The following is a 3,700-nucleotide window of genomic DNA, read 5'->3' on the forward strand; positions in this document are numbered from 1 at the left end:
GAGATGGCCTCCCACCCTGCGTGCGTAGAACCTGACCAGCAGGCGGCGCAGGGTGGGAGGCCATCTCGACCACGCGTCGGTGCCCAAGCACATCGGCGTCATCATGGACGGCAACCGGCGCTGGGCGAAGGCCGCGGGTTCCACCACCGTCCAGGGCCACCGGGCCGGCGGCGACAAGATCGAGGAGTTCCTCGGCTGGTGCAGCGAGACGGACGTCGAGGTCGTCACCCTGTGGCTGCTGTCGACGGACAACTTCGACCGCCCCCAGGAGGAACTCGGCCCGCTGCTCGGCATCATCGAGAACGTCGTCAGTTCCCTTGCCGCGGACGGCCGTTGGCGCGTCCACCACGTCGGCACCCTCGACCTGCTGCCGTCCGGGATGCAGTCCGTCCTCAAGGAGGCGGAGGAGTCCACCGCGCACATCGACGGGATACTCGTCAACGTCGCCATCGGCTACGGCGGCCGGCAGGAGATCGCCGACGCGGTCCGCTCGATGATCCTGGACGCCGCCGACAAGGGCACCTCCCTGGAGGAGCTCGCCGACCACGTGGACGTCGAACTCATCGGCAAGCACCTCTATACGGGCGATCAGCCCGACCCCGATCTGGTGATCCGCACCAGCGGCGAGCAGCGGCTGTCCGGATTCATGCTCTGGCAGACGGCCCACTCCGAGTACTACTTCTGTGAAGTCTTCTGGCCGGCGTTCCGCAAGGTCGACTTCCTGCGCGCGATGCGTGACTACGCCGCGCGACACCGACGTTACGGCGGATGACGGACAAGCTGCCGCGTCTACCCCGTTTGGTGCACAAGTAACAAGGAGTTCACCAGGGCGTCGTCATATGCCGTGGCATGGCGGCGCATGTTCGAGGGCATAAGCCAAGCAGGTCGACGCCCGAACCACGGGTGTCGTATCTCAGCGGACGGCACGGGGCCGTCCGCCCGGGAGGCCCTTTGCACCAGTTCGACCGTGCGGTCAGTACGGGCGAGACGGAGGGCCGGTCTCCGGCCCGCGCATCGCGGCCTGGACCGGTCCAGCTCCTCTCCGTCGCTCCCCGACCTCTTCCGAGGGGGTACGTCCTTCCGTGGTGACCAGCACAAAGCGCCGTATGCCTGACCGGCTCACCTATGTTCTCGACACCAGCGTTCTGCTGGCCGACCCGAACGCACTGAACCGCTTCGACGAGCACGAAGTCGTGCTGCCGATCGTCGTGGTCACAGAGCTGGAGGCCAAGCGGCACCATCCCGAACTCGGTTACTTCGCCCGGCAGGCCCTGCGCCTGCTGGACGAGTTCCGGGTCCGGCACGGTCGCCTCGACGCCCCCATCCCGATCGGGGAACTCGGCGGCACCGTCAGGGTCGAGCTCAACCACTCGGACCCCAGCGTGCTGCCCAGTGGGTACCGCCTGGGGGACAACGACTCCCGCATCCTCGCGGTCGCCCGCAATCTGCAGGCCGAGGGGTACGACGTCACCGTCGTGTCGAAGGACCTTCCGCTCAGGATCAAGGCCTCGTCCGTCGGACTCCTCGCCGAGGAGTACCGCGCGGAACTGGCCATCACGGGCTCCTCCGGCTGGACCGGAATGTCCGAACTGACCCTGCCGGGCGAACAGGTGGACATCCTCTTCGAGGAAGGCCACATCTACGTCCCGGAAGCGGCAGACCTTCCCGTGCACACCGGACTGACCATCCAGTCCGAGCGCGGCAAGGCGCTGGGCCGCGTCACCGCCGACGGCAACGTCCGGCTGGTGCGCGGCGACCGGGAGGCCTTCGGCATCAAGGGCCGCAGCGCGGAGCAGCGCATCGCGCTGGATCTGCTGCTCGACCCGGACATCGGGATCCTGTCCATGGGAGGCCGGGCCGGCACCGGCAAGTCCGCGCTCGCGCTCTGCGCGGGCCTGGAGGCGGTCCTGGAGCGCCGCCAGCACAAGAAGGTCATGGTCTTCCGTCCGCTGTACGCGGTGGGCGGACAGGAACTGGGCTACCTGCCCGGCTCCGAGGCCGACAAGATGGGCCCCTGGGCCCAGGCGGTCTTCGACACGCTGTCCGCGGTCACCAGCCGCGAGGTCATCGAGGAGGTCACCGCCCGCGGGATGCTGGAGGTCCTGCCCCTCACCCACATCCGCGGACGCTCGCTGCACGACGCGTTCGTGATCGTGGACGAGGCGCAGTCCCTGGAGCGGAACGTCCTGCTGACCGTCCTGTCCCGAATCGGCGCCAATTCAAGGGTGGTTCTCACTCATGACGTGGCCCAGCGGGACAATCTGAGGGTCGGTCGCTACGACGGTGTCGTCGCCGTGGTGGAGAAGCTGAAGGGCCACCCGCTCTTCGCGCATGTGACGCTCACCAGGTCCGAGAGGTCCCAGATCGCGGCGCTTGTGACCGAAATGCTGGAGGACGGCCAAATCTGAGGTAATTGCACGTCAGTTGGCGCCGCCCCGCAAAGCCAAGGAGCCTAGCGGGGCGGCGCTTTGGCGTCCTGCTGTTTCTCCAAATCCCCTGGGGCAAACGGGATGTGAGCTTTCACACGCAACTCAGAATTGCCACCCGGCGTCCGGTTACGGCAGAGTCTCACTCCTGTCAGGCCCCGCATACGACACACGTGTACCCCTGGGGGTACCCCCGCACTTTTGGTAGTGGGGGAGGTACGCACCAACTTGAGCACCACAGCCAACTCCACAGCGAAGTCGTATGCCGCCCGCTTCTTCACGCGGCACTCCCCGAGCGGGAGTTGCCCACCGGGCCCGTGCCTCCCGTGACCCCGTAGGTGGGAGGCCAGCGTTCAGGGGCACGATTGCGTCCGCCAGGGTCACCGAAGCGGACGATGCTGGAAGGAAACCGTGTGAGCCGGATTTCGGTCCGGGGATTCGCAGTGGCCTCGGCCACCGCGGTCACCGCCGTCGGAAGCGTCGTGGGCGTTGCCTCTGGCAGCGTCGCTCAGGCGCAGAACAATGACGCCGAGACGACGGCAGCCGACACCACGCTCCTGGCGGACATCCCCACGGGCCAGCAGGCCCAGGTGCAGACCGCCTCCTTGACGCAGCAGGCCGACGCCCAGGCGATCCAGGCCGATGCGAGCGCCAAGAAGGACGCCGAGGAGTCGGCCCGCCTGGCCGCCGCGAAGTCAGCGGTCGCCAAGAAGGCCGCTGCCGAAAAGGCGGAGAAGGACGCGAAGGAGCGTGCCGAGGCGAAGTCCGCGGCGAGCCGTTCCTCCTCCAGCTTCCCCGTGCAGAGCTCGTACACGACCGCACAGATCCAGGCCATGGCAGCCCAGATGGTGCCCAGCGGCCAGTTCCAGTGCTTCAGCAACATCGTGTCCCACGAGTCCGGCTGGAACCCCCACGCCGTCAACGCCTCCTCCGGCGCCTACGGTCTCTTCCAGGCACTGCCCGCCTCCAAGTACTCCTCCGCGGGCTCCGACTGGCAGACCAACCCCGCCACCCAGATCAAGTGGGGCCTCAACTACATGGACAGCCGCTACGGCAGCCCGTGCGAGGCCTGGTCGTTCTGGCAGGCGAACAGCTGGTACTAGGTCGTACGCCCGTCCCGGGCCGCTCAACCTTGCGAGGCCCCTCCCCGTCCTAGGGGGAGGGGCCTTCGCCCTGTACGGTCGGACACGCAACGGCTCCAGGGGGGAGTGGGGTGGGGACAGACGGGGGAAGAGGGCGGATCATGTCGCGAGTGCCAGGGTGGCTCGGCCGGC

The 3,700-nt window shown here is 67.8% G+C and carries 3 protein-coding genes; all 3 read left to right on the plus strand.

Translation table 11 applies throughout. The annotated features are described in order from the left end of the window. The first annotated feature begins 31 nt into the window (after positions 1-31). The 3 genes from JHN45_RS51015 (at position 32) to JHN45_RS51025 (ending at position 3,529) form a co-directional block, all read left to right on the plus strand. Positions 32-772 (plus strand): isoprenyl transferase, encoded by a 741-nt coding sequence (locus JHN45_RS51015; RefSeq protein ID WP_201056307.1) that lies wholly within the window; start codon positions 32-34, stop codon positions 770-772. 310 nt (positions 773-1,082) lie between these two features. Continuing rightward, positions 1,083-2,408 carry a PhoH family protein gene (locus JHN45_RS51020; protein ID WP_201056306.1) on the plus strand — a complete coding sequence of 442 codons (1,326 nt, stop codon included), beginning with the start codon at positions 1,083-1,085 and terminating at the stop codon, positions 2,406-2,408. Between the two features lie 431 nt (positions 2,409-2,839). After that, positions 2,840-3,529, plus strand: coding sequence for a transglycosylase SLT domain-containing protein (locus JHN45_RS51025; RefSeq protein ID WP_200717438.1), 690 nt, complete (start codon positions 2,840-2,842; stop codon positions 3,527-3,529). Positions 3,530-3,700: the final 171 nt, after the last annotated feature.

Origin of the sequence: Streptomyces sp. MBT53 (genome assembly GCF_016654115.1) — a bacterium.
Lineage (GTDB): Bacteria > Actinomycetota > Actinomycetes > Streptomycetales > Streptomycetaceae > Streptomyces.